This window comes from Marinilabilia salmonicolor JCM 21150, assembly GCF_000259075.1.
In the GTDB taxonomy this organism is placed as follows: domain Bacteria; phylum Bacteroidota; class Bacteroidia; order Bacteroidales; family Marinilabiliaceae; genus Marinilabilia; species Marinilabilia salmonicolor.
Map to the genome: position 1 here is coordinate 269,194 of NZ_AJKI01000002.1, position 24,523 is coordinate 293,716.

Genomic DNA, 24,523 nt, shown 5'->3' on the forward strand with positions numbered 1-24,523 from the left:
TCAAAGAGCGATTTTTTCAGATTTTAATTCATCAACAATGGCATCGATTCCCCTGATTGTCTGGATCTTAATCTGTTCAGAAAGTTCTTTATCACCCTTTCTGATTTTATCGAAAACAAGCTCCAGCTTTCTGGAGACAGGGCCAAGACTATCCAGTCCAACCATTGGGGCTGTGCCAGCAATACCGTGCATGACCATAAAAACATTATTGGCCAGATCTTCGGCATTTGGGTTTGAGTTGGTAAAATCAGCATTGACAAACATAGCTTTCAATTCTTCAAGATCGTCCATGCAGTTTTGAATAAACGTCCTCCTGATTTCTTCAAGTTGATTTGTCATAAGGGTTGGATTTAGTTAAGAAAAGTATGGCGCAATACATGCATTCTCCAAACAAAAATATCTGCAGAACCCACAAATTATCTTAAAACCCGGGAAATAGCACTCAACAACTTAGCCGGCACAAATGGCTTAATAATCCATCCGGTAGCCCCTGCCTGCTTGGCTTCCATCTTTTTGGCTGCCTGCGACTCTGTGGTGAGAAATAAGATAGGGATATGTTTATAATCATCCATTTCTCTGACCTTACGAATGAGCCCCAGACCATCAAGGTTAGGCATATGCAAGTCGGTAATAATAATATCGATGGTACGGCCATCCAGATACTGCAGTGCATCTTCGCCATCAACACCCACCAAAACGTCATATCCTTCATTCTGAAGTGTAAAATTCACCACTTCGCGGATACTTTCGGAGTCATCAACGATAAGAACTGTTTTTGCCATTTTATTAATTATTTACAGGGTTACTATTTAACAAATCGGAAAATCCGGAATTGGAAACAAGACTTTCCAATTCGCTGGGCAATTTGCTTTTCACTGAAAACTGCCGTTTGTTTAACCCGGCTGTTTTCTTCAATGATTGCAAAAGCTGTAAGAAAGTAATATCCAGATTGTCCGGGTTGTCCACAACAACGACCATATCTTTGGAGAAATCAATTTGCTGACCAACTGAATCTTTAATTTTCTGAATATAATTTATGGTTAGCTGACCATTGAATATAACTTCGATGGAATCGTCACCGGCTTTCACCTGAACTTGGAAATTATCGTCCTTCATTTGTATATTATTTATCCCGGGCATGAGTAAAATTGCAATCAGAACTCACAGATGTTCTTATCCTGCAAATCTTAGCCATGTTCCGATCATCCTTTTAAAACTTCTCATAATTATCCAGATCAAACTCACGTCCAAGATTACCAAGATTTGGTTTTTGGGGATTGTTTGTCTTGTTATCACTCTTCTTTGAAGCAGACTCTTCTTTTGCAGCTGATGAAGTCTTCTTTTTCGTCTCTTTTTGTTTAGATGACTCTTTGGGAACATCCACCTCTGCAGTTTTTATATTCACTTCTTCCCCGATTTTGAAAATCTCGACGGCCTTCTGAAGGTTGGCTGCAAGATCAGACAACTGCTCGGAGCTGGTGGTCAGCATGTCAGATGAGGACGCGTTCTCCTGGGTAATCATATTAAGCTGCTGCATAGCCTGATTAATCTGATCGGCCCCGGTCTTTTGCTCCATACTGGCAGCAGCAATCTCCTTAATCAGTTGCGTTGTCTTCTCAATATCAGGAACCAGCATCTTGGATTTCTCACCCGCCTCCTTAGAAACCTTAAGACCTTTGGAAACAAGGGTTACGATATCATCAGCGGCAACCTTACTCTTTTCTGCAAGCTTACGCACTTCAGCAGCAACCACCGAAAATCCACGACCATGTTCTCCTGCACGGGCAGCTTCCACTGCAGCATTCAACGCAAGAATATTTGTTTGGAAGGCAATATCACTAATTACTGAAATTCGTTCTGAGATATCCTGCATGGCTTTGACCGCTTCAGCAGACAATTCATTAGCCACATTAACCTCTTTGGCAGTTTCCACAGTAATCTTTTCAGTCTGAATTGCATTATCGGTGTTCTGATCGATATTCGCAACCATCTCTTCGATAGAAGTTGAAACTTCTTCTGCCGAGGCAGCCTGATCGGCAGAACCACGGGATAATTGCTGTGAACTATCGCGAAGGTTCTTACTGGAATGAACAAGATCCAACGCATTTTGCTTAATGGTAACTACAGTATTTTTAAGACTCAGGGCCATAGAACCAAGCTCCCGGGCCAGGATTCCGATTTCATCATTTTGGTTCACATCCACTCTGGCAGTAAGGTCACCCTTCCCAAATGCCTGCGCAAAAGAAACCCCCTTCAAAAGAGGTTTTACAATGGTGGTATAAAGTACAAAACCAATAATCAGAGAAGCAGCAATGAGGATGACACTCATCAGCGCGGTAAACCAGGTGAACCAGGTGAAGTTATCGTTCATGTCCTGTAAAGAGGCTTCATACTTGGCAAGATAAGTTGTTCCAAGTCCGGAAACTTTCTCAATTATCTGATCACTAAGTGTAATGACATCGCCACCTTCAACAACCATAGGCTCCACCTCAAACATAACCATCGGGTCATCATAAGATTCAAAAGAGCTCAATAAGCCCATAATGGATTGATGCATTGTAAAAAGAGAATCAATTTCATGCAGTGCATTATTCAGAACTTCCTGATCCTGTTCACTTTCCCACTCTTTTGAAAGAGAAAGCAACTCCTCCTTTAATTGAGGAAAATCCTGATTATGGATGGTTTCCAGACGAACTTTATCCGGAGTATCTGCCTGACGGTCGATATAAACCCAGTTTTTAATCAGCATCTTGGTCTGAGTAACCATCATCTCCAAGTCGCCCAGCATTTCAGTGGTGGGGGAGTAAACACTGGTAACCCCGTTGGTAAGATTTTTACTTTTGGTGAGTGTTCCTAGTGTAAGAACTGAGTTTATCAGAATAACCACAAGTATAAGCCCGAAACCAAAAATCAGTTTTTGGGCTATGTTTAAATTGTATTTTAGTTTCATGAACAAGACTTTTTCATATACCCGGGATTATTGGTGACTGAATCAACAAAAATCCCTGGACTGATATGGATAAAGCAGCCCGGGGCTTATAGTAAAATTACAATATTATAATGATCACAACACAATGGCCGAAGACATATTTTCCAACCTGGAACTAATCTGAAGCCCATTGCTTGAAGCATTCCCTTTATGAATCTCAAACTTAAGAACTTCATTCCGCACCACAAAATTAATCATAGATCCGTGGTCGGTTGCACCTTCGCTTTCAGTAACAATAAGAGAGTTATTGCCCAATTTTTGCTTTATCTGCGCGGCATTGCGTGAAAATCCGGATCTGTCGGAAACAAACAAAACCTGACAATCGGTAACATCATCCAGAGATTTAAACTCTTTAACCACTACGGTTTGAAACCCAAATTTCTTTCCACCGGTCTGCTGATCAATTCGTCTTGCAATATCAGAGTCCTGCAACACTCCGATTACAAAATCTCCCTGACGTGCAGCTTCAGGCCAACCAATATAGCGAATAAAATTAAGAGTAAAAACTGCCTTATACTTCGCCACCTGGCCCTGCATCAAAACCGGCATTATCATCAATAATGCCAACATCAAGTAAAACTTTTTCATTTTGCTTAAATAAATTTTTATTTCTAAGTAACCCCTTCACCGGAATTTCCGGCAAATATTATTCTTCACTTCTGTTTTACAGGGTGATAACCTGAAATACAGAAGAGCTGTGTTTCAATACAATCGTTTTCTGATTATATATCACATTGCTACGTAATTGCTTGAGTTTGGTTTCTTTTTAAAACTCAATTTTTTACAATGAACATTAAAAAACACAAAGGCACATCAACGAAACGGCCTGAATTCGGGCTCTTTATAGAAAGAATCTTTATTTTGTTTAATCCACAGCCAACTGAATTTTGTACCCGGAAAACCTCCGGACATTCAAAACCTTTTCTCCCTCAAAAAAGAGATATTGTCCACGAATACCCTGCAGCTTACCTTGAATAACAGCATCCTTATCAAGGTTATGCTGTGTAGGATTCACGGGCCATTGATCCACCGGATATGAAAAATCATAAACCTTATCATCTTCCTTAAGGGCATACTTCTGAAGTTCCGAAGGCAAGGAATCTATAGCTTTTTGCTTCTCTGCAAGAAGGTCAATTCCTGAAAATTCCTCATTGGTGACCATTTTCTTCCAGTTGGTTTTGTCGCCAAACTGAGTCATTAGAAATTTCTCCATAACCCCGGCAATATGTCTGTTTGGCACCTGACAAAGCCGCACAGCCCGATCTGCTCCCTGGTCAATCCACCTTGTTGGTACCTGGGAAAGTCTGGTTACCCCTACTTTCAATCCTCCACTCACTGCCAGATAAACAATATGAGGTTTCAGGCAATGATCTTCCGACCAGACCATATCGCGCGAAATTCCCAGATGTGCCTTACAACGATCGGGACGAAGCACACAATCACTTGCTTCTGGAGCAGAAGTAAAACAAGGATAACAGAATCCTTGTCCAAAAGACTTTTTAGTCTCCTTCCCACACTTAATACAATTTATCTTTTTCTGATAAGTCAAAGTCAAAGATTTTCCCAGCATTTGGGTCATATCAATTTCATTCTCTTCCAGTATGAGCGTATAAGAAACATTATTTCCATCAAGCTTGCTGGACATCTTTACAAGGTTACCCTGGTATTGCATGAGACAGTTTTTAGAGCGTTAGAAGGTTGAGGGTTGAGAGTTGAGCTTTTTTTCTGCACAGCCTATTTAGTACCGGCAAAAAAAACATGTTTTTCACCAGTGCTTGACAAGAAGACGGCAAGTGCAAGGCTTGCGATGACTGAAAAACAAGAGTTTACTTTTCGTAAATGACTGTTTTGAAGCCGAGCATAACGCAGCAATTGTCGTTTCCTTGCAAGCACTATTTATGATCGGGACTTACCCACTTATACAATTTATCAGATCGTCGAATTTTCTCTTTTACAGGAATTGATAACCGATCGCCTTTCATGGCTTCCTCCACAGGTTGTAAATCGACCCTGATTTCAGGAACTTTCATTTCAACCACACCCGTGGTGGGCCCTGTGATCAGAATTTCATCCCCTACTTTTAGACTCTTGGTTTCCAGCACAAATTCGGCAACCCCTATTTTAGGAAAATAGTTGGTTCCTTTTCCGAGATACACCTTTTTCCGGGTTGCAAGAGAACCATAGTTAGCGCTCCATTCTCCCAGTTTCTGTCCAAGATAATAACCATCCCAGAAACCACGATTAAAGACAGATGTAAGACGTTGATCCCATTGAGCAATTTTATCCTGCGAATAGCTGCCATCCAATACAGAATTGATGGCTTCGCTATAACTTGCAACAACGGTCTTCACATATTCCGGTCCCCGGGCCCTTCCTTCAATTTTAAATACCCGTACACCTGCATCCATCATCTTATTGATGAAATGAATGGTTTTCAAGTCCTTGGGCGACATAATATACTCGTTATCAACCTCCAACTCCTGACCGGTGTCCTTTTCGGTCACAATATAGCTGCGCCGACATGGTTGAAGGCAACTTCCACGATTGGCTGATGAATTGAGTTGATGAAGACTCAGGTAACACTTCCCCGATACTGCCATACACAGGGCTCCATGCGAGAACATCTCGATACGAATCAACTCACCGGAAGGTCCTTTAATCTGCTCTTTTTCTATAGCTTCATAAATGGCTCTGACCTGGTCCATATTCAACTCACGTGCCAACACCACCACATCGGCAAAGTGACTGTAAAACTTCAGGGCTTCCACATTGGAGATATTCACCTGGGTGGAAATATGCACTTCCACTCCGATACTGTTGGCATAATTGATTGCCGCCTGATCAGAAGCAATAACTGCCGAAATCCCACTCTCTTTAGCCGCCTCAATCAGCTTATGCATCACTGGAATATCCTTGTCGTAAAGAACAGTGTTAACCGTAAGGTAGGTTTTTACCTTATGCCCAGAAGCTATATGAACAATCTCACGCAAATCTTCAGTAGTAAAATTGCTCGACGACCGGGAACGCATATTCAATTGCTCCGCGCCAAAATAAACAGAATCTGCTCCACCCTGAATGGCAGCCATCAGCGATTCATACGAACCCACAGGCGCCATTACCTCAAAATCACTTCTTTTCAGATTATTTTTTACCATTATTAATTCTTTCATTAAAATCGGTTGCCACCATCTGCATAAAAACTTTGGCCTTCAAACTATCCGCCTGATTTTTTGCACCATCAAGTACCAAGGGGGTGTAGTTACTTTTATCAAACATCTGGAACTGATTTCGATCCACATATCCGAAGCCATCAGGATATTGCAAAAAAGCAAATCCGGAGGTATCCCTATCTAAGATGTTTTTACTGAACTTAAACTCATTGGTTTCAATCCCCAGTTGGGCAAGCAATGTCGCTGCCAGATCGGCTTGCGATCCGTAAGTATCGATAACTGTATCCTGTACTTCCAATGCACCTCCGGTCCACAACATAGGAATCCGGTATCGGCGCGCATCCGTATAACCCAGTTTTTCGGGGCCTGAAACTCCGTGATCGGCAATCAGCACTACCAGAGAATTGTCCCACAGCGCACTTTCTTTCAATTCATCAACAAATTCACCCAGGCAACTGTCGGTATAATGAACCGAATTAAAGTAATCATCCTGGTAAACGCGCTCCATAGGAACATCGAACGGCTCATGGCTACTCAATGTAAACATGAAATTGAAAGAGGGTGATTCAGATTCTTCTATCATGGATGCAAACTTTCTGAAAGTGAATTCATCATGCACACCCCACTTTTGTCCTCTGTTCTCCAATGGGAAATCCCCAATGTCCACCACGTCACCAAAACCGGAAAGCGTAATCAATGATTTAAGGTTTTTAAAAGCCATGTCTCCTCCGTAAATAAAGTTCAGGTCGTTATAGCCTTCGCTTTTTAGCTTTTGAGGGATAAAATTCAGCTTCCGGGATTTATCAGGGTATTGCATAATAGAATAACCCGGAATTCCGGGATATCCGGCCAATACTCCAACCATGCCATAATCGGATCTGAAGCTGGTGGAAAAAATATTGTTGAAGAAAACACCTTCCTTTTTAAGTCTTTCTAAATTTTTGGTAATGGGTGCTCCTCCCAATGTCTCTATCGCCTGCGCAGAAAACCCCTCCAATAAAACAACCACAATATCGGGCTGTCGGGTATTGAGTAGAGGTGTGAACTCGCCGGATTGCCGCATCAAATCAGCAAACTGACTTTCTGCAACCTCATTTTCAACAAACCGGTACTGCCCATCTTTTATTCCACTTCGTTTCATCGAATAAGCCAGATTCCAAAGGGGATTGACTGCTGCATTGTTGGCAAACAAATAGTTGGAGAAATAAGCAGCTCCGGTATTAATAGGAGCAACCCCGAAACTTCCGCGTATTGGAACAATCATCAAAGCGGCCAAAAACAATGTAATACCTGCATTAATAGCTGCCCTGGGCCAGGTAAAACCTTCAGTCAACATGTTTCTAACCACATATCTTTTAAACAGTACAATCGTACCCCATGAAAACCCCGCTAAAACAACAAAAAAGATCAAAACTTCACTCCAGTGAATTGAATTCAGAATAATTCCGGGAGTTCCCAGAAATGCAACAGCTTCGCTGTTGAGATGCCCTCCCCAATACCTGAAGAGATTTATATCCCCGAGCAACAGGCCTGCGAAAACAGGAATCAGAAAGTAATGCATCCACAGAAGACACTGTCTGCAAAATTTCCTTTGAATAAGCAACGAAACCACCTGCGCAAAAGCAGAAAGCACCATCAGGTATCCCGAAAAAGAGAGATCCATCCGAAGTCCGGGGCCAAAAGAAGCCAAGGTGGTTAATATAGGAGTATTGTCAGCATAACCATAATTGGCCGCTATAAATACAGCCCTGAAAAAAGCGAAAAATAACAACCAGAACAGAAACACCCGAACGAAAGTAAGAAGATACTGCTTCATCATTAACAGCAAGTTTAAATATGAACTGACAAAAATAGTGAAAATGCGAAAAGAAAGACAAAGCAGATTTCAAGAGTTACCAAACTGTTACATATATCAACAGGAATAATGAACCACCCCAGATTATTCAGGCTTAGGGCCAAAGAGCTTTCGTATTTTAAATCGTCTGTATAGGTTTAGCTTTCTCCTTTCAGGGACTCCGTTCATGCTAATGTATGTTTTCACAGCATCAATCATTCTAAAAGAAGATTTTCCATCATTATATGGATGATATTCTTCAATAACTCTTTTTCTTTGGCTACCAAAAGGGTCTTCTGTTAATGATTCTGTAATTTTTTCTGAAAGTTTTTCAGTTTCTTCAAAATTATCCCAGCAAATATTTTCGGATGTTGACTTAAAGGTAATAACCGGTTTATTAAGAAGCAAAAATTCATACACAACAGAGGATGTATCACTAATCATAAGGTCAGAAACAACCAGGTATTTGATGATATCAGGTTCATCAACAAATACAACATTTGGATATGGTTCCAACACACTTTTATATTTCTGCTTCCAACGTGGATCCATCAAGTCATGGAATTTAATAAAGAGGAGGCAGTTTGTATTTTTATCAAGAAATTTTTCCCATTGTTTTAACAGGGATGGAACAGACGTTAGAGATGGTGAGAAAGTTGGTGCATAGAGCAATATATTCTTAACCTCGTATGTTTTAATTAAATTTTCTTTATAGTCGGTATAAACATCTTTCTTATTGAAAAGGGAGTCGAGTTTGCACCACCCGGTTTCTTCCACATCAAAATCTCCGTGTTTTAGGGCAAGTTCTTTAAAACGTCTTGTAAAATATGGTCCTTGAGTAAGATAGAGATCGAAGTAATCACGAATTCTAAAATGACCCTTTTTTTCTCCGGCTAATCCATGAAAAATTTGAACCTTTACCCCGCGAAGGTAATGGGGGACCTCATTCCCGGGCACATAAATAACATCAGGTGAAAACCTGTTTATCTCTGCAATGGAAGATGTCCATTCAACTTCATCCTTCAGTTTAAAATGTTCAGCAATTACCTCTCTTACATACCATACTATTGAGTGCTGTTGCTCAACAAGAGCATCATTCAGGGGCATAAGAATCCCAAAAGCATAAGGATGATAACAAAATAATACAACCTTCATCAAGCAGAATTTTAAAGCATTTTATTGGCGTTGTCGAGGTCTTCTTGAAAATCCACTTCCATACAATTATATGCCGATATATCAATAGGCAATATCTTTACGCCATCCTTTTTTATCATGAGCTCTATTCCTGCTTCAAAGTAGTCATTGTCATCCACTTCTTCTAGGCGTTTGATAAATGCCTGAATATCTGCTGAGGAAATGAAATTAATACCAACTGCCTCTCCTTCAGCATCTTTAACTTTTTTAGATAGTTCAGTTACAGAACCTTTACCATCTGTTTTGTATTTAACTTCTTCTTCTCCACACTCTTCATTGTTTACGCAAATAAAAGAGTCATCGCTTTTTATATACGGCATTATAACTTCAAACAATCTCCCTTCAAAAACAACATCACCGTTCATCCACAAAACAGCCTCATTTTCAGCTTTTTTGAGTGCACGAAGTAAACTTTTAGATGTATTTGTCTGATCATATTGAGGGTTATATACATATAATGAAGATGGAAATGCTTCCATGACAACCTCTTTTTTAAACCCAACAACAGTCAAAATATCTTTTGCATCAAAATAAGAAGAAATATTTTCCGTTTGCAATTGCATTATTGATTTCCCGTTTTTTAACGTTGTTAAGGGCTTAGGCAAAGGATTTCCTAACCTGGAACCAATTCCTGCTGCTAAAATTACGACTTTCATGCGTTGTTAGTTACTGTGTTTTTAAATTCCTTATATCTTGAAAATCAATTCATTTAAACGGAAGCTTTGCCAAAAAATTTCCACTTATTAAAAATATTTGCTTTAGGCTAAAAAAGAAACAAGAATTAAGAATATAATGTTATTGAGGCTAAGATAAGGATTTGCGAAGCTATTCATTCATATTATTATTCCCAAAAATTTCAACCGAAACAAAACTTCAAAGGTAATTATTCAGTAAACATCATAACTCCAATTGCAAACATACAAAATAATGATAAATATCTGTTGATGAACAGACAATTAATATACCTTTGCACAAATTTTTTGAAAAATGCTTTATGGGAAGAAATGCACTTGATTTTGAAAACAAACAGACCCACCGATATGCTTTTCTGTCTTTTTTGAAGATGATTGATACTTTTGAACATTTTAATATCAATTATTTTCTTGAAGGAGGAACGCTACTGGGAATTGTAAGAGATCAAAACCTATTGCCATGGGATCATGACATCGATTTTTCCATTAACCCTTCAGACTTGCAAAAGATTTTGAATCTTCGTTGGTATTTTTTACGAAGAGGATATAAATTTTCTGTCCGAAAAAGCAAAAAGGATGTTGGCCCATTTAAAAAAGGAGATATATTTTTAATCAAAATAAAACCGCTCTTTAAATTTCTTTTTAAGGAATTCAGTCCCTTTATTAATAGTGAAATCTTGGTTTGTGATCTCTTCATAAAAAAGACTGATGGTGATTTTTATTATTGGCAGGCAAAGGACAGGGTTATGAAGGTTGATGCTAAATACTATGAGACCTATGACAAAATTAAGTTCTTAGGACGCGATTTAAGGGTTCCTGCCCATTACAAGGACTATTTAACTGAAAAATACGGTGACTGGAGCGTCCCGGTCAAGGAGTGGGATTGTGGGGTTAACGAAAAAACTATTATAGAGTAAGTTTAACAACTCCAGCAATATTGGATTAATAACATAGCTTTATGTATAAAGTTAAAATAACAACCTTCAAAAATAACAATTATCAATTAAGACAAACTCCCCAAAGTGCTGGAGTATCAAAATGCGGAAAATATATTTTTTTTATAGATCAGGAAATTGAAGACCCTGATTTCTGGGTCGTTCGTAATAAACATCTAAAAACTAAGAAAACTTATTTTGTATCTCCAGAGAATACAATCCTATTAACCTCGGAACCACGATCAATTGTTAATTTTCCGAGAAAATACAGAAATCAGTTTGGAGTACATGCTACTTGTCAACAAAACATAAAAGACAAAAATGCGCACTATATCCAACCGGTTCTGCCATGGTATGTCGGGTATAAAAAAGAAAGAGACGTCGTCAATGTTACTAAAACATATGATGACCTCAAGAATTCTGACTTCCCGGAAAAGAAAAAATTGATTTCAGTAATTACCAGCAATAAAGCATTTACCAAAGGGCACCAGGATAGAATAAAGTTTGTTAAAAAACTGAAAGAACATTATGGGGATAAAATAGATGTTTTTGGAAGAGGTATTAATGATTTTAAAGACAAATGGGACGTTTTAGCTCCATATAAGTATCACATCGCTATTGAAAATTCATCTACCAGACTATATTGGACAGAAAAAATTTCAGACTGCTTTCTTTCCGGTACCTTTCCAATATATTACGGATGTCCAAATATTTCAGATTATTTTCCAGAGGGATCCCACAGGGCAATTGATATCCACAACTGGGATGAAGCAATAAAGACTATTGATGAAATTATAGAAAATGACATCTATGAAAAAAACATTGATGCATTAAAAACAAGCAAAGATCTTGTGCTCGAAGATTACAATATTTTCAATATTATCGCGGGGCTCTGCGACAAGATGGACTCAAGTAAAACCAAAACGAATTTTACATTAAAACCAGCTCTTACAGTATTAGACTGGCACAATTTTTATTTGTATTTTTTTGAACGAAATTATTACAAGCTAAAATCTTTTTTCAACAAACTTACGATTATTAAATCTCAGAAATAAAGCTCATTCCGAAATTAGCTGTCAACTGTTTTATTTACACATAAAACACCATTTAAATTTTTAACCATCTTCTCTACAGCAAAATTATCAAAAATAAAATGCCGGGCTTTCTCTCCAAGAATACTTATATCACTTCGATTAGAGACAACATGATTCAACACATTATACAAAGAATCAACATTCCCAGGTTCTACCGTATATCCGTTTACACCATCCTCTATAAGTTCCTGCACTCCATTTACATTGCTGGATATCACCAATAACCCATGTGCCATGGCTTCCAATAATGAATTAGGCATACCCTCATAGAGAGATGGAAATACAAAAACATCAGCAGCCTTTAGTAATGGGTGAATATCTTCTACAAAACCTAAAAAGATAAAATTTTTCTCTATCCCAAGTTTTTCAACCTGGGTTTTTAGCTTATCTTCAAGTTTTCCACGACCCGCCAAAAAGAAATAAACATTAGGATGCTGTTGAATAATATCAGCCGCTACGGAAATAAGATACTTAAATCCTTTTTGTTTTGCCAAACGACCTGTTGACAAGACAATTATAGGATCATTTTCTTCAGAAGGGATATATTCCCGATAATCGAAGGTTGAAACATTTTGCGGAACCTTCTCCACACCATTAAAAACCACTTTAATAAAATCTTTTTCGACGGGCAGAAAAGATTCATATTCTTTTTTAATGGTATGCGTATTGGTGATGATACCATCGCAAAAAAGTCTTACCGTCCACTTGTACCACCAGTGATTTTTAAGTAACTGTAAGCCCTGCCGACTATAAACCTTTGCAGCGGAACCAATCGTTTTCAACGCAACAGAGGCTACCCGCCAGTCTTTGTTTTGGCAACCTATAACTGCTTCAGGTTGAAATTCCTTGAAAAACCTGCAAAATTGCCAACAGGCAATCAAATCAAAGTCGGAATTGGCGGCAATTTCCTCAACAGTAAGATTTTCTGCATTTGCTCTTTTGCTAAGAACAGAATTTTTTCGACAAACTACCACAACATTATGCCCCATTGACATAAGTCCGGTAGCAGCCATAACCATCCATTTTTCTCCGCCGCCCCACTTATTTTTTCCTATTGAGTTTATTAATACAATCTTCATTTCCCGGCCAACAGTCGTTTATATTTCTAAAATTCGTTCCAAAACCATATCAGCTGTAATGCGTTCCATGCAGGCGAAATCGCCTCTGTGACAGGGTATGTTACCAAAAACGGAACAAGGACGACAATCCAAATTTACTTGTACTGCATCCGCCTGTGACTGCCCGTATCCCATAAATCCGGCATAGGGGTGTGTTGCCCCCCAGATGCTTACCACCCTGATTCCTGACAGGCTTGCCAAATGCATATTGGCGGAATCCATAGATACCATAATGTTAAGTTGAGACATCAACTCCAGCTCTTCTGACATTGTTAACTTACCTGCAAAGGTTTGAGCCATTCCCAGGTTAGCGACCCATCCTTCCAGTTTTTTCTGTTCCTCCCCGGGACCGCCAAAAAGAATGACGGAAACTCCTCTCTCGTCAAGAAGCTTCAGTAGTTCCAGCATCTTCTCTTCGGGCCACATCTTCCATTGATGTTTGGCAAAAGGAGCGATTCCGACAAGAAGAGGGGAGCCCCCTAAATTCCCCCAAGGGGGACATTTTGAATCAAGCGAGTCTTTTCCGTATAATGTTTTTCCGGGAAAGTTTTGCAATTCAAACGGTAATCCTGCTTTGCCAAAGGTTTGTCTGTAACGGTCGGCGGTTGTCGGCAGAGCCTTAAAAACCTTGTTGTCTTTACGAGTCAGCTTCTTTTTTTCTGAACGACCTTTATCGATTTTGGCAACTTTCGTTCCTGTGATTGCAAACAAAGATGTCAGCACATGTGTGCGCAATACGCTATGCAAATCAACCACTGCTTCCCAGGGGCCCATCTTTTTTAACTCCCTGAACAGACCATAAAGTCCTGGCAAACCTTTATGGTTCTGCTTTAAATCAACAGGAAAAAAGTGAACGCGGGGCAACGGCGCTACCAAATCTTTTGCAAAAGGTCTTGACACAAACCAAATCTCATGGTCGGGGTATTTGTCCAGAAATGACCACAAAACAGGGACGGTCATAGCTACATCGCCCAGTGCGCTGAACCGAAAAACAAGAATTCTTTTTTTCAAAACCTATTTCTTGTTTTTATACAAAATGGGATTCAATGCAGGATCGTTGTACATCTTCATTTGTTTATAGGTTTTCATGTACTTATTCCCTGCTTCTATATCGGCAATCAATTGATCGATTGCGGTACTCAGGTCTTCGCGCTGCTGAAGCAATACAGAAAGCTTCAGATTACACTTTTCCAGATGTTCAGCAGAAGCATCGGTACGCTTAACTTCCTGCTCCATATGATAAATCTTGAGTGCAAGGATAGATAGACGATCGATGGCCCAGGCAGGACTTTCTGTATTGATCGTTGCATCAGATGCAATCTTTACATCTTTATATTTCTCCATGAAGAAATCATCGATAGACTCAACCAAATCAGTTCTGTCCTGATTAGAACTATCGATGCGACGCTTAATTTTCAGGGCTTCATCGGGTTGAATTTCCGGATCCCGAATAATATCTTCCAGGTGCCACTGAACAGCATCAATCCAGTTCTTTCTAAAAAGCAAATCCTCAATAGTTCCCTCTTCATAAGGATTTTCAGGGGTAGCATCCACATTGTCAAACTTGTGATAGTGCTCTGTGGTCTGAATAAAAATCTTGTTACAGGTTTCGCTAAAAGTCATCTTTGCTTCGTTTTTGAAAACCATTTCCCCGGAACAACAAGCTCAGGAAAATACTTTCCGTTAATACTTTCTGAATAATATTTGACAAAAATAGGGAAACCACCGACAAAAAACAGGAAATCAGTCATGAAAATATAAAAAAGGCCTCCCATGTCCCTCCTAAGAAGGAAAATGGCCTCCCTTTGTCCCTCCCAGGGAGGGACATAAAAATTATACTGTTGGGGATTTTATATCACTATTGTCCGGAGAAATATGGTTTTACCTGTTTAGATTGCTCCGGTTTCCCCGCAATGACTTGTTTTTACTGGATTAATTTAGGGAGGATGGGGTTGGTTATCGGCCAAATCTCCCTAAGTGCCTGTCATTACGAACGTAGTGAAGCAATCTAAAATATTTAACCGGACACCAGTGATTTTATATGTAAAAAAACTATTTGGTCGGAAACCAAAAACAAAGTTTAGTTAAAGATCAGCCTTATTCTCATCAGGGATCTCATCCATAAGAACAATGGTATGATTGTCATGACATTCCACCACCCCTTGTTTGCATTTAAAGGAATGGTCATATCCGTCTTTTCCGATGACCCGGACAGTCCCCCGAATCAGAGTGGAGATTATGGGAGCATGATCGCGCAACAGCACAAAACGTCCTGCGGCTCCGGGAACTTCAACCATTCCTACGTGTCCGTCGTAAAGAATTTTCTCAGGCGTAATTATCTCCAGATAAAGATCTTCCATCACTTCTGTTTAGCTTCCTTAAGCAGTTTTTCCCCTTTTTCGATGGCTTGCTCAATGGTTCCCACCAAATTAAATGCAGCTTCGGGATACTTATCGGTTTCTCCGTCCAAAATCATATTAAAACCTTTGATGGTATCTTCGATAGAGACCAGCTGTCCTTTGATCCCGGTAAATTGCTCCGCAACATGGAACGGCTGCGACAGGAATCTCTGCACTCTACGTGCCCTTGCCACTACCAGTTTGTCCTCCTCCGAAAGCTCTTCCATCCCCAAAATAGCAATAATGTCCTGTAGCTCTTTATATCGTTGAAGGATTTCCTTAACCTTCTGGGCTGTTTGATAATGCTTTTCACCAACAATTTCAGGAGATAAGATTCGGGAGGTGGAATCGAGCGGATCCACAGCAGGATAGATTCCCAACTCGGCAATTTTACGACTCAATACAGTGGTTGCATCCAGATGCGTAAAAGTCGTTGCAGGAGCCGGGTCGGTTAGGTCGTCTGCAGGTACATAAACAGCCTGAACAGACGTAATTGAACCGGTATTGGTAGAGGTAATCCGTTCCTGAAGGGCGCCCATCTCGGAAGAAAGGGTAGGCTGATAGCCCACTGCTGAGGGCATTCGTCCCAAAAGAGCTGACACCTCTGACCCCGCCTGGGTAAATCTGAAAATATTATCGATAAAAAGCAATACATCACTTCCACCCCCATCATTGCTTCCACGGTCTCTGAAGGTTTCTGCCACAGTGAGTGCAGACAAAGCAACCCGGGCTCTCGCTCCGGGCGGTTCATTCATTTGTCCGAAAACCATAGAAACCTGCGAATTTTTTAGCGCTTCCTGGTCCACCTTTTCGATGTCCCAATCGCCTTTCTGCAGACTCTTTTTAAATTCCTCACCATAATCCACAATGCCCGCTTCCACCATTTCCCGAAGCAGGTCGTTTCCCTCACGGGTACGTTCACCAACACCACCAAAAACGGAGTAGCCACTGTAACCTTTGGCAATATTATTAATAAGTTCCTGTATCAAAACAGTTTTTCCCACACCGGCACCACCAAAAAGGCCAATTTTACCTCCTTTGGCATAAGGTTCAATCAGGTCAATTACTTTGATTCCCGTAAAAAGAATTTCTGTTTCGGTAGAAAGTGTATCGTAGTCGGGCGCCGGCTTGTGAATCGGACTCCTGTCGGCAGTTTTTATATCGGGTAGCCCATCAATGGCGTTTCCAACCACATTCATCAGGCGACCTTTCACATTGTCCCCGGAAGGCATAGAGATAGCCTCTCCTCTGGATATCACATCCATTCCACGCTTCAGTCCATCAGTTGAATCCATTGCAATACATCGCACCGCATGTTCTCCGATGTGCTGTTGGCATTCAAGAATCAACACATCACCCTTGTCTCGTTCAATTTCAAGTGCTTCGTTAATTTTTGGAAGATGCTCTGTTTGTTGTTCAAAATTCACATCCACCACAGGTCCGATAACCTGTGCTATTTTACCTTTGATATGCGACATGGTAAACACATTTATTTTCAACCGAATTTAATCAAAAAAACGGAGATATTAGCGTGCTCTGGCCATCAAATCATGAGCAAAAGTCTGAAGTTCGTTTTTAATATCCTTATTTCCTCCCATTTTTTCAAGGTTTTCAATAGCCCTGGAGAAGAAATCATCACGTTTTTTTCGGGTTAATTCAGAAACTCCGGCTTCATCAAAAAGATGAGTCACAGCGGCAATTTTATCTTCCGCTAAATACTCCTTACGTTCCAACCAATCCAAAAGTTCCTTTTTTGATTCATTTTCTAAACGGTTCAGAGCGGTAATCAGAAGAAAAGTTTTTTTGTTGGTAAGAATATCATTTCCAATTCTTTTCCCGAAGGCCTCCTGGTCTCCATATACATCCAGCCAGTCGTCCTGAAGTTGAAAAGCCATGCCGATATCCTGTCCGAATTTGTAGAGCAGGCTGCAATCGCGCAAGCTTCCTCCTCCCAGAATCCCCCCGATTTTCAGGCTGGCACCAATAAGCACGGCCGTTTTCAAACGAATCATATCCAGGTATCCGTCTTCTGTAACGTCGGTAGTTTTTTCAAAATCCATATCGAATTGCTGCCCTTCACACACTTCCGTTGCTGTTTTGTTAAACACCTCAAGTACCTGCGGAAGCACCCCGACCGGACTCTTTGCCATCAATTCATAGGCTTTAATCAGCATTACATCTCCTGAAAGAATGGCGGTATTGTTATCCCATTTTTCATGTACCGTCGGTTGGTTCCGACGAACCGAAGACTGATCCATAATATCATCGTGCAGAAGGGTGAAATTATGAAAAACCTCAAGCCCGATAGCCGGAAGAACAGCTGCTGAATAGTCACCAAAAAGTGCAGCAGAAGTAAGGCATAAAGCAGGCCTTAATCTTTTCCCTCCCAGAGAAAGAATGTACTTAACGGGATCGTAAAGACCCTCAGGTCTGAGCGGACGTTCCAGCATCCTGATTTGATCATCAATAATCTGGCGGAAATCTTCAATTTTGGACATAGTATCCTATTTTTGAGTAGGCTCCGGATCCTCTGACATATTGGATTTGCCGGAATTCTGATCTATTTTCAGTTCATCATAATCAATATCTTCTTCCTCGTTGTAAATGGTCAACATTGGTTCCTTAAACGATTCGTTGGTGATCAATCGCTCCAGTCCCAGTAATAATGAAGGAAGCAATATCAGATTGGAGAACAAAGCAACCAAAAGGGTAAACGCCACCAATGCTCCCAAAGCAACAGTTCCTCCAAACCCCGACACCGTAAATATACCAAATCCGAAGAAAAGTATAATAGAAGTATAAATCATACTTCGACCGGTCTCCTTCAAAGCCAGCACTGTAGCGGCCCGTATGCTCCAGTTGGTTTGTCCCAGCTCCTGCCTGTATTTGGCCAGAAAATGGATGGTATCATCCACGGAAATACCAAACGCAATGCTGAATACCAGAATAGTGGAAGGTTTGATGGGAATTTCAAAAAAGCCCATTAAAGCAGCAGTGGTAATTAGTGGGACAAGGTTAGGGAATAACGAAACCACAACCATTCTTTTGGATCTGAACATCCAGGCCATAAAGGTAGCAATCAACAAAACGGCCAGACCAAGGCTGATGAAAAGATTTCGGATCAGATAATCGGTCCCTTTAAAAAACACCACGCTGGAACCGGTTACCGATGTATCATACTCGGAAGAAGGGAAAACAGAATCAACAACAGCCCTTATTTCTTTGTCCAGCTCTATCATCCTGGTGGTTCCCACATCTGCCATCCTAAAGCTAATTCTGGCTTTTTGCTGTGTTGAGTCAACAAAAGAACGGACAATTCCGGCTCCAGTACTGCCCCCCTGTGGCAAATAAGAAAGAATAAAATTACGGTCCATGGCTCCGGGAATACTGTAATAAGCCGGATTTCCATTGTAATAAGCCTGACGGGAAAATTTAACCACATTCAACAAAGACAACCCTTGAGAAAGCTCGGGAAATTTTTGCAATTCTTTCTGCAACCCATCCATTTTCTGAAGTGTACTCTGCGCAATAACTGACTTGGGCTTCTTTGTGTCTATCATTATCTCCAGAGGCATCAATCCGCTAAAATGTTTTTCGAAGAATTTTAAATCCTTGTACAAATAGTGATCATGGGGCACGTCATCGAGCATAAACCCGGTGGTTTTCATATTTGAAATCCCATACCCTCCAAATACCAACAGAACGATCGTTCCCAGAAAAACAATTTTCTTATGCCTCAATGAAATATGCACCAGCTTGTTGATGATTTTTTCAAAGAATGGTCGCTCAAGATGCTGAACATGACGTTCTTTGGGATCATCCAGAAAACTAAAGATAATCGGAATCATCAATAAGGAGAGCACAAAAACCATCATAATATTGATAGCGGCCATGATTCCGAACTCAATGAGCAGATCACTACTTGTAAATATAAAGGTAGCAAAGCCACTGGCTGTAGTCAGATTTGTCAGAAAAGTAGCGTTACCTATCTTACGAATAACCCGCTGCAGCGATTTTATTTTATTCCCGTGATTCCTAAACTCATGATGAAACTTATTGAGAAGAAATACTGAGTTTGGTATGCCTATCACAATAATCAAAGGCGGAATCATCCCCGTGAGAATGGTGACTTTGAAGCCCATAATTCCCTGCCAGCCAAGAGCCCAGATAACTGCTACACCAACCACCAGCATAGAAAAAATGGTAACCTTAAAAGATCGGAAAAACAGGAAAATAATGATTGCGGTAATTCCAAGAGCCAGCCAAATGAACATATTCAGCTCTTTCTTTATCATCTCGGCCGTTTCAACACGGATGAAGGGTAGCCCGGAATAATGTAATTCGTTATCGGTAGCCTGCTCATAAGTACGCCCCTGCTCCTTGATGGATTCAATCAATCCAACCCGGGCAGGACTCTCCAGTACTTCCTTGTCAAGAGTAATACCCAACAGATAAGCATCTGTTTCAGGATTATACAGCAACCCTTCATAAAAAGGCAACCGGTTAAAAATATTTTTTAATGAATCCAGCGTTCCCTGCTCCGGGGAATCGTTAAAAACAGATTGTACAGCAAATTTCCTGTTTTTCTGATCACGAATCAACTGGTAAGAGTCGGAAGCTGAAAGCACCGAAGTAACCCCGTTGATGTCTTCAATATTTTGAGACAACTGCTGCCAATTCTGAAAATGACCTGCCTCGAAAAAAGAAGAATCCTGAACCCCAAGTACAATAAGGTTTCCCTCATTCCCAAACTGCTCTGCAAACGCCTCATATTCCTCATAAACAGGATCATCCTCCGGCAACAACGGGGCATACTGATAAGACATCTCTATCTTGCGTGACTGAAACCCCATAAAAACAGTTATAAGGCCCAAAACAATCAGAATAGGGAGCCGGTTTCGAAGAATAAAACTGGCAATACGAATCCACATACAACAAAAAATTACCTGAGGTTTACACCCAAAAATGATGCGAATTTAGGAAAAAACAGGGATTTTTGCTTTGTTAAAAGCCGCTTTAAGCTTTGTTAATACATTCTGCTAAAACATGGTTTGCTCAAACAATCCTCTTTTCCGTCCCTGTTTTCTTCCAAAGTAAAAGGAAAAATCGATAAATGGCCACAAAGAAAAGAATCTTTTTCCAAAACGTCCCATACCAACAATATACCCGCCGGATAGCGACAAATTCCTGAAAGGGAAATACTCTACAGAAGATTGTTGCTCAACAGCCAGCCCTGAAGGGAATTTCCCCACCAGACCTCTTAATTCACCTCGTGCATACAACACCGGATTGATTCTCCAATCTCCTCTGAAACCAAGGGTTCCGTACAGTCCTTTTCCGGCATAAGCTCTGCTTCTTGGAGTAACCAGATGCCGTTCCTCAATATATATCTCTTCGTCGGTAAAAGCAAAACCATAATCAAGAGCAAGAAAGGCGGTAAGAACCAAAAAAGGCTGATGAGGATTACAGTCCATCACATCGTAGAAGGGCTTACTTATCATCAATTGGTTTTTGACGGAAATGGTTAAGGGTACACCGGTGAGCGAATCTGCCGGAAAAGGTCCACCTTTGTCATAAACCTGTTTCAAGCCGGGCCAGGAAGAATAAGCTCCATGAAGAGAAGAAACCCAAAGGTCGCCTCTCGAAATTTCCCGTTTCACAAAAACATTGGGAATCCAGTAATCGAGGCCCAGCCATGTTTGCAACTCAACCCCCTGGCTGATTCCGTAACGGGAAGCTGAAGCCAGACTCACATTTCCGGCCTTAGAATAAGAGGTGGCTGCCGTTCCTGCACTCCAGATCTGATCATCTCTGAGATCGGTTCGATTAGGATCAGTGGTTTGTAGTTGATTGAAAAAATTTCCCTCGCCGGCGTTTCTTTTTCGTTTTTGGTAATCTTCAGTGACTTTCTCTGCCTGACTGCGTTTTTTGAAAGGCCATATTTGTGCCTGACTGTCTCCGGCAAACAGAAACAGTCCAAAAAACAAGAGAAAAAGAAGTTTTTTTATCATAACCCGGCAGCAAAGAGTTTTCACAGTATTCTTTAAACGGAAAACAAATCGTTAAAGTGCCCCAAATTCAATGAATTAACAAAACTTCTTTATGAATGGACGCATACTTGTGACTGACAGCCTCCGTTTACCGATGATTTTCGTGTCTTCACCGGAAACTCAGAGGACTTCCTTCGTTTTCTGCGTTTACCAGAGTAGTGCATAATTACCTTTGATAATCATTTTGAATCCGGGCAACTTTTCTTTGGGGAATTTTGCCCAATCCGTGAAAACCAAAAAGAACACTAAAAAACATACAACACATGAAACGGGCAAGGAACTTAAACTTCTTGAAATTGTCACAAAAGTGCATATTTAAAAGGATTTCGAGTTCCATTAGACCTTAAAAATAAAAGCTTAAACTAATGAAACGAACGTGATATTTTTTAAGCTTAATACCACAAAAGAATATGTTTAAAAAATATTATACGAGAGCGAAGCGGTTCCATTCGTTCTTAAATTTTCAATTAGTTTTTTATCAGATAATTACAAAATTTTAAACGAATGAAATTCGGACACCTGAAATTACGAGGACTTCTGTGTGCCATATGCCTTTTGTGGGGAACAACGATCCTTTTGGCTCAACCCGAAGACACCCTGTCATTTACGATAGAACAGGCAATAGAATATGCCTCTGTTCATGCATATCAGAAAATAAGTTCAGAATATGATGTCGCATCAGCAAAGAAAAAGATATGGGAAACGATTGCTTCGGGCTTACCACAGGTCGATTTCTCGGCACAATACAATCATTCCATTGATGTCCCGGTAAGTTTGCTCCCGGCTGAAATTGTCCCCGAAGATATGCGTCCGCCGGGTATTGGCGCCGGAGATAAAATACCTGTTTCCTTTGGGACAGCTTACGACGGGAGTTATTCACTCTCCGTATCCCAGATGATTTTTAACGGATCCTATTTCGTGGGACTTCAGGCCACTCAGGTATTCCTGGATTTAACCAGGCATCAGGCAGCCAAAACAGAAATTGAAATTCGTGATGCGGTGGCCAAAGCCTGTTTTCTTGTCCTGTCGGCAGATGAAAATCTGAAAGCATTTGAAGAAAACCTGAACGTGAACAAAACATTGCTCAGGGAAACCCAAGCCCTTTATGAAAACGGTTTTCGGAAATCCATGGATGTATCACAACTTAAACTGATGGTTCGGGAATCGGAGAAACAGATTTTAGAAATCAAACGAAATAAAGACGTGGCCCTGGCAGTATTGCGCTTTTCCATGGGACTTGATGAAGAACAACCGGTTAAACTCACCGAAGATTTTACATCCCTTTCCCGAAAAGCTACCAATGGCGAGGTAAAAAAATCAGGATGGTCACCCGAAGAGCATATTGATTATAAGTTGGCCTCAACCAACGTAGAAAGTGAAAAACTGCAACTCAATAATATCAGAGTTCAGTATTTGCCGAAGATTAACGCCTTTTACACCTATCAAAAAACAGGTTACGGAGATGATTGGAACATCTTTGGAGACGAATGGTACAAGTCTCAGTTTGTAGGATTATCCGTTTCAGTCCCGGTTTTCTCCTCAGGAATGCGAAATGCACAGGCACTTCAGCAAAAACTGGCATGGAAAAAAAGTAAAAACATCAGAACCCAAACCATGCAGCAAATAAAAACTCAGGGCTTAACTGCTTTGACCGATTACAACAGTGCAATAGACCAGTACGAAATTGCTTCGGAAAGCAGGATGCTCGCACTCGATATATATGAAAAAACAAAAACCAGGTTTTCCAACGGCATGACCGGCAGTTTTGAACTAACTCAACAACAAGGTCAATACATCCAGGCACAAATAAATCATGTCAGGGCTGCACTGGCGGTACTAAACTCCAGGAATGCCTACCTGAAAGCAACCGGAAAACTATAAAATTTAAACACAACCAAAAAAAATGAACCATGATACGATTATTCCTTCTTTTAACTCTTCCGGTTTTAATTTTTCTGACAGGAGGATGTAGCGCAAATGCTCCGGCTGATCAACAGGAAATAAAAAAGGAGCAACTCGAAAATTACAGAAAAGAATTAAACGAGCTTAAGGAAAAGATTGCTGACCTGGAAGCCGAACTGAATACAGATACACCGGTAAATGCCGTAAATGTGGAGACTTCAATACTAAAGCCCATAGATTTTGAACAATTTATTGAGGCATCAGGAATCGTATCTACAGACCGGAATATTGTTGTAAGCCCGGAGACGCCCGGCATCATTCAATCCATTCTGGTTACGGAAGGCGATGAAGTCAAAAAAGGGCAGATACTCGCTAAACTGAACACCGAATCCATTCAGCAGTCAATTGAAGAAATAAAGGTAAACCTGCGGTTGGCCACAACCCTTTTTGAACGCAGAAAAAACCTTTGGGAGCAAAACATTGGAAGTGAAGTGGAACTACTCCAGGCTGAATCTAATATGATGGCTCTACAAAAAAAACTTCAGGGTCTGGAAGCTCAGATGGATATGGCAGTTGTAAAAGCCCCGATCCCCGGAGTTGTGGATAATTTACTCCAGAAACAGGGAGAAATGGCCGGACCATCAATCCCCTTTGCCCGAATTGTGAACCTGGAGGATATCTATATTACTGCTGATGTTTCTGAGGAGTATCTGAACAAAATAAATCAGGGCGACTCAGTGGATGTGTTTTTCCCGGTTCTGGGAATTCTCAAAAAGGCAACTGTTTTCAGGACTTCGGCGGTGATTGACCCGGACAGCAGAACCTTTTCTATCAGGGCCAATCTGGACAACAATGACCTGAGTCTGCAACCAAACCTGATGGGTGAAATGAGAATGCGAATCTCACGTATTCCGAATGCCCTGGTGGTACCGTCTATTCTGGTTAAAAAGGATTTTAACGGAGAGTTTATATTTGTTGTTTCCGAAGGTAAAAACGGGATTCTAAGAGCCGGAAAAAGATACATTATCTCAGGCATTAAAGACAACAATAACACCGTGGTTACAGAAGGACTGAAAGAAGGCACGGAAATTATCACCAAAGGATTTGCTCAGGTTGCCGATGGTTCTGTCCTGAATGTTAAATAAC

22 protein-coding genes are annotated in these 24,523 nt (G+C 40.6%); 4 read left to right on the forward strand and 18 right to left on the reverse strand.

Going from position 1 to position 24,523, the window contains the following annotated elements:
• The 10 genes from W7W_RS0101765 to W7W_RS0101810 all read right to left on the reverse strand — a co-directional run bounded on the left by W7W_RS0101765 (window position 1) and on the right by W7W_RS0101810 (window position 9,843).
• On the reverse strand, window positions 1-339 hold the full coding sequence (locus W7W_RS0101765) for an Hpt domain-containing protein (protein ID WP_036162567.1): 339 nt from the start codon (window positions 337-339) through the stop codon (window positions 1-3).
• Window positions 340-416: 77 nt separating this feature from the next.
• Window positions 417-782, reverse strand: a complete 366-nt coding sequence (locus tag W7W_RS0101770) for a response regulator (RefSeq protein ID WP_010662151.1) — start codon at window positions 780-782, stop codon at window positions 417-419.
• Between the two features lie 4 nt (window positions 783-786).
• Window positions 787-1,116: a hypothetical protein gene (locus tag W7W_RS0101775; protein WP_010662152.1), complete on the reverse strand. Its 330-nt coding sequence runs from the start codon at window positions 1,114-1,116 to the stop codon at window positions 787-789.
• A 94-nt stretch (window positions 1,117-1,210) separates the two neighbouring features.
• A complete protein-coding gene (locus tag W7W_RS0101780; protein WP_010662153.1) occupies window positions 1,211-2,950 on the reverse strand; it encodes a methyl-accepting chemotaxis protein in 1,740 nt (579 codons plus the stop codon).
• 114 nt (window positions 2,951-3,064) lie between these two features.
• A complete protein-coding gene (locus W7W_RS0101785) occupies window positions 3,065-3,577 on the reverse strand; it encodes a YfiR family protein (protein ID WP_010662154.1) in 513 nt (170 codons plus the stop codon).
• Between the two features lie 277 nt (window positions 3,578-3,854).
• Complete coding sequence (locus W7W_RS0101790) at window positions 3,855-4,661, reverse strand: DUF2797 domain-containing protein (protein ID WP_010662155.1); 807 nt, start codon at window positions 4,659-4,661, stop codon at window positions 3,855-3,857.
• A 220-nt stretch (window positions 4,662-4,881) separates the two neighbouring features.
• Complete coding sequence (locus tag W7W_RS0101795; protein WP_234408358.1) at window positions 4,882-6,159, reverse strand: U32 family peptidase; 1,278 nt, start codon at window positions 6,157-6,159, stop codon at window positions 4,882-4,884.
• Window positions 6,131-7,978, reverse strand: coding sequence for an LTA synthase family protein (locus tag W7W_RS0101800; protein ID WP_010662157.1), 1,848 nt, complete (start codon window positions 7,976-7,978; stop codon window positions 6,131-6,133). Before W7W_RS0101800 ends, W7W_RS0101795 begins: the two co-directional genes overlap by 29 nt.
• 120 nt (window positions 7,979-8,098) lie before the next feature.
• A complete protein-coding gene (locus W7W_RS0101805; protein ID WP_010662158.1) occupies window positions 8,099-9,148 on the reverse strand; it encodes a CDP-glycerol--poly(glycerophosphate) glycerophosphotransferase in 1,050 nt (349 codons plus the stop codon).
• Between the two features lie 11 nt (window positions 9,149-9,159).
• Complete coding sequence (locus W7W_RS0101810) at window positions 9,160-9,843, reverse strand: phosphocholine cytidylyltransferase family protein (RefSeq protein ID WP_010662159.1); 684 nt, start codon at window positions 9,841-9,843, stop codon at window positions 9,160-9,162.
• Between the two features lie 338 nt (window positions 9,844-10,181).
• Between W7W_RS0101810 and W7W_RS0101815 the strand changes: the two genes are divergently transcribed.
• Window positions 10,182-10,796 carry a LicD family protein gene (locus tag W7W_RS0101815; protein ID WP_010662160.1) on the forward strand — a complete coding sequence of 205 codons (615 nt, stop codon included), beginning with the start codon at window positions 10,182-10,184 and terminating at the stop codon, window positions 10,794-10,796.
• A gap of 41 nt (window positions 10,797-10,837) precedes the next feature.
• The gene (locus W7W_RS22715) at window positions 10,838-11,869 is read left to right on the forward strand and encodes a glycosyltransferase family 10 domain-containing protein (protein ID WP_010662161.1); all 1,032 of its coding nucleotides are present in this window, start codon (window positions 10,838-10,840) and stop codon (window positions 11,867-11,869) included.
• Window positions 11,870-11,883: 14 nt separating this feature from the next.
• Here the strand turns inward: W7W_RS22715 and W7W_RS0101825 are convergent, their stop codons facing one another.
• The 8 genes from W7W_RS0101825 to W7W_RS0101865 all read right to left on the reverse strand — a co-directional run bounded on the left by W7W_RS0101825 (window position 11,884) and on the right by W7W_RS0101865 (window position 21,436).
• Window positions 11,884-12,987, reverse strand: coding sequence for a glycosyltransferase (locus tag W7W_RS0101825; protein ID WP_010662162.1), 1,104 nt, complete (start codon window positions 12,985-12,987; stop codon window positions 11,884-11,886).
• A gap of 18 nt (window positions 12,988-13,005) precedes the next feature.
• On the reverse strand, window positions 13,006-14,037 hold the full coding sequence (locus tag W7W_RS0101830; protein ID WP_010662163.1) for a glycosyltransferase family 9 protein: 1,032 nt from the start codon (window positions 14,035-14,037) through the stop codon (window positions 13,006-13,008).
• Between the two features lie 3 nt (window positions 14,038-14,040).
• The gene (locus tag W7W_RS0101835) at window positions 14,041-14,649 is read right to left on the reverse strand and encodes a DUF4254 domain-containing protein (RefSeq protein ID WP_010662164.1); all 609 of its coding nucleotides are present in this window, start codon (window positions 14,647-14,649) and stop codon (window positions 14,041-14,043) included.
• Between the two features lie 461 nt (window positions 14,650-15,110).
• Window positions 15,111-15,386 (reverse strand): F0F1 ATP synthase subunit epsilon, encoded by a 276-nt coding sequence (locus W7W_RS0101845; RefSeq protein WP_010662165.1) that lies wholly within the window; start codon window positions 15,384-15,386, stop codon window positions 15,111-15,113.
• On the reverse strand, window positions 15,386-16,903 hold the full coding sequence (gene atpD / locus W7W_RS0101850; protein WP_010662166.1) for a F0F1 ATP synthase subunit beta: 1,518 nt from the start codon (window positions 16,901-16,903) through the stop codon (window positions 15,386-15,388). The genes W7W_RS0101845 and atpD overlap by 1 nt, the downstream gene beginning before the upstream one ends.
• A gap of 48 nt (window positions 16,904-16,951) precedes the next feature.
• On the reverse strand, window positions 16,952-17,923 hold the full coding sequence (locus tag W7W_RS0101855; RefSeq protein WP_010662167.1) for a polyprenyl synthetase family protein: 972 nt from the start codon (window positions 17,921-17,923) through the stop codon (window positions 16,952-16,954).
• 6 nt (window positions 17,924-17,929) lie between these two features.
• Entirely contained in the window at window positions 17,930-20,356 is a 2,427-nt protein-coding gene (locus W7W_RS0101860) for an efflux RND transporter permease subunit (protein ID WP_010662168.1), read from the reverse strand.
• Between the two features lie 108 nt (window positions 20,357-20,464).
• Entirely contained in the window at window positions 20,465-21,436 is a 972-nt protein-coding gene (locus W7W_RS0101865) for a hypothetical protein (protein ID WP_010662169.1), read from the reverse strand.
• A 543-nt stretch (window positions 21,437-21,979) separates the two neighbouring features.
• Between W7W_RS0101865 and W7W_RS0101870 the strand changes: the two genes are divergently transcribed.
• Window positions 21,980-23,356 carry a TolC family protein gene (locus W7W_RS0101870; RefSeq protein ID WP_010662170.1) on the forward strand — a complete coding sequence of 459 codons (1,377 nt, stop codon included), beginning with the start codon at window positions 21,980-21,982 and terminating at the stop codon, window positions 23,354-23,356.
• Between the two features lie 29 nt (window positions 23,357-23,385).
• Window positions 23,386-24,522, forward strand: a complete 1,137-nt coding sequence (locus tag W7W_RS0101875; protein ID WP_010662171.1) for an efflux RND transporter periplasmic adaptor subunit — start codon at window positions 23,386-23,388, stop codon at window positions 24,520-24,522.
• Window position 24,523 lies beyond the last annotated feature (1 nt).

Bases quoted from the DNA above. Each gene is read 5' to 3' on its own strand.
- W7W_RS0101765 (WP_036162567.1), bottom strand. From the start codon at position 339: ATGACAAATCAACTTGAAGAAATCAGGAGGACGTTTATTCAAAACTGC.
- W7W_RS0101790 (WP_010662155.1), bottom strand. From the start codon at position 4,661: ATGCAATACCAGGGTAACCTTGTAAAGATGTCCAGCAAGCTTGATGGA.
- W7W_RS0101780 (WP_010662153.1), bottom strand. From the start codon at position 2,950: ATGAAACTAAAATACAATTTAAACATAGCCCAAAAACTGATTTTTGGT.
- W7W_RS0101785 (WP_010662154.1), bottom strand. From the start codon at position 3,577: ATGAAAAAGTTTTACTTGATGTTGGCATTATTGATGATAATGCCGGTT.
- W7W_RS0101835 (WP_010662164.1), bottom strand. From the start codon at position 14,649: ATGACTTTTAGCGAAACCTGTAACAAGATTTTTATTCAGACCACAGAG.
- W7W_RS0101845 (WP_010662165.1), bottom strand. From the start codon at position 15,386: ATGGAAGATCTTTATCTGGAGATAATTACGCCTGAGAAAATTCTTTAC.
- W7W_RS0101875 (WP_010662171.1), top strand. From the start codon at position 23,386: ATGATACGATTATTCCTTCTTTTAACTCTTCCGGTTTTAATTTTTCTG.
- W7W_RS0101770 (WP_010662151.1), bottom strand. From the start codon at position 782: ATGGCAAAAACAGTTCTTATCGTTGATGACTCCGAAAGTATCCGCGAA.
- W7W_RS0101805 (WP_010662158.1), bottom strand. From the start codon at position 9,148: ATGAAGGTTGTATTATTTTGTTATCATCCTTATGCTTTTGGGATTCTT.
- W7W_RS0101860 (WP_010662168.1), bottom strand. From the start codon at position 20,356: ATGTGGATTCGTATTGCCAGTTTTATTCTTCGAAACCGGCTCCCTATT.
- atpD (WP_010662166.1), bottom strand. From the start codon at position 16,903: ATGTCGCATATCAAAGGTAAAATAGCACAGGTTATCGGACCTGTGGTG.
- W7W_RS0101865 (WP_010662169.1), bottom strand. From the start codon at position 21,436: ATGATAAAAAAACTTCTTTTTCTCTTGTTTTTTGGACTGTTTCTGTTT.
- W7W_RS22715 (WP_010662161.1), top strand. From the start codon at position 10,838: ATGTATAAAGTTAAAATAACAACCTTCAAAAATAACAATTATCAATTA.
- W7W_RS0101815 (WP_010662160.1), top strand. From the start codon at position 10,182: ATGGGAAGAAATGCACTTGATTTTGAAAACAAACAGACCCACCGATAT.
- W7W_RS0101800 (WP_010662157.1), bottom strand. From the start codon at position 7,978: ATGATGAAGCAGTATCTTCTTACTTTCGTTCGGGTGTTTCTGTTCTGG.
- W7W_RS0101870 (WP_010662170.1), top strand. From the start codon at position 21,980: ATGAAATTCGGACACCTGAAATTACGAGGACTTCTGTGTGCCATATGC.
- W7W_RS0101855 (WP_010662167.1), bottom strand. From the start codon at position 17,923: ATGTCCAAAATTGAAGATTTCCGCCAGATTATTGATGATCAAATCAGG.
- W7W_RS0101795 (WP_234408358.1), bottom strand. From the start codon at position 6,159: ATGAAAGAATTAATAATGGTAAAAAATAATCTGAAAAGAAGTGATTTT.
- W7W_RS0101825 (WP_010662162.1), bottom strand. From the start codon at position 12,987: ATGAAGATTGTATTAATAAACTCAATAGGAAAAAATAAGTGGGGCGGC.
- W7W_RS0101810 (WP_010662159.1), bottom strand. From the start codon at position 9,843: ATGAAAGTCGTAATTTTAGCAGCAGGAATTGGTTCCAGGTTAGGAAAT.
- W7W_RS0101775 (WP_010662152.1), bottom strand. From the start codon at position 1,116: ATGAAGGACGATAATTTCCAAGTTCAGGTGAAAGCCGGTGACGATTCC.